The organism is Rhodovulum sp. PH10, assembly GCF_000293785.1.
In the GTDB taxonomy this organism is placed as follows: Bacteria; Pseudomonadota; Alphaproteobacteria; order Rhizobiales; family Xanthobacteraceae; genus Rhodoplanes.
On record NZ_AKZI01000209.1, the window covers coordinates 1 to 1,392 of the forward strand.

Genomic DNA, 1,392 nt, shown 5'->3' on the forward strand with positions numbered 1-1,392 from the left:
GAAGGCTTCATGGCCCGCTTGGCCGAATGGGTCGCTTGTTTGCTGCAGGTCGGCACACCAAGCGCCGGGCGCGCCCTTCCCCGCGCCGCCGGGGAACTGCTGGTCCGATTCGTGACTGAAATCGCCGCGGCAGCCACCAATCCGCGCCAGTCCCTCGCCCTCGCGACCTGATGCGAATTCCTGCCCAGCCTCGCTCGCGTTGTCCATCATGTCCACAGCCTCGCCGGCGGCACCGGCGCACCACACCGTCATCGGGGTGCGCTAGCCGAGCGCCTGGTGGAGCCGCTGCTCGTTGTAGAACGTGATCCATGCGGCGATACCGGCCTTCGCCTCGCGGCCGTCGGCGTAGTGCTTCAGATGGACGTCCTCGTGTTTCAGCGAACGCCACAGTCGCTCGATGAACACGTTGTCCATCCAGCGACCCCGACCGTCCATCGAGACCCGGATCCCCGCCGCGAGCAGCGCGCCGGTGAAGGCGGCCGAGGTGAACTGGCAACCTTGGTCCGTGTTGAAGTCCGGCTTGCCGTACCGGGCCATCGCCTCCTCGAGCGCCGCCAGGCAGAACGAGGTGTCCAGCGTGTTCGACAGCCGCCATCCGAGAACCGCTCGGCTCGCCCAGTCGATGATTGCCACGAGGTAGAGAAAGCCGCGTCCGATCGGGATGTACGTGATATCGGCCGCCCACACTGGTTCGGGCGCTCGATCGAAAGGTCCCGCAACAGATAGGGAAACACCTTGTGGCCCGGCGCCGGCTTCGAGGTGTTCGGCATCGGCCCCAGCGCCGCGATCCCCATCAGCCGCATCAGGCGCTGCACGCGCTTGCGGTCGACGAGCCATCCCTCGGTCCGGAGCGTCGCCGTCAGCCGGCGCGAGCCGTAAAACGGCCACGCCGTGAACAGCTCGTCGAGCCGCCGCATCAGGGCGAGATCGTTGTCGTTGGCGGGCCGCGCAGGCCGGTAGACGCTCGACCGCGCCACCCCGAGCAAGGCACATTGCCGCCGGACCGAAAGCGTCTCGTCGCCACTATCGAGCATTCCTCGCCGGTCCGCCGCGCTCATCTGCCGGACCTCCTGGCTAAAAAATCCCGCTCCAACGTCAGCTGGCCGATCTTCGCATAGAGGTCGTCGACCGTCCGCTGCGCGAGCTTGTCGGCGTCCACACCCACATTCGGGTCGAACGCCCGCGCCGCGTTGTCGAGAAGCTGCTTCTTCCAGGCGTAAATCTGGTTGGGATGGACCTCGTAGCGCTGCGCCAGGTCGGCCACCATCGCTTGCTCGCGGATCGCCTCCAGCGCAATCTTCGCCTTCAGCCCCGCGTCGATCTTCCGTCTCGTTCTCTTCGTCATCGCCTGCTCCATCTACCAAACGGAGCCGCCGACTTCCAACTTACGCC

At 66.5% G+C, this 1,392-nt stretch carries 1 pseudogene; it reads right to left on the reverse strand.

The window, feature by feature from the left end:
• Nucleotides 1-264: 264 nt before the first annotated feature.
• A pseudogene (locus tag A33M_RS21505) lies at nt 265-1,345 on the reverse strand (IS3 family transposase); the annotation flags it as partial.
• Between the last annotated feature and the right edge of the window lie 47 nt (nt 1,346-1,392).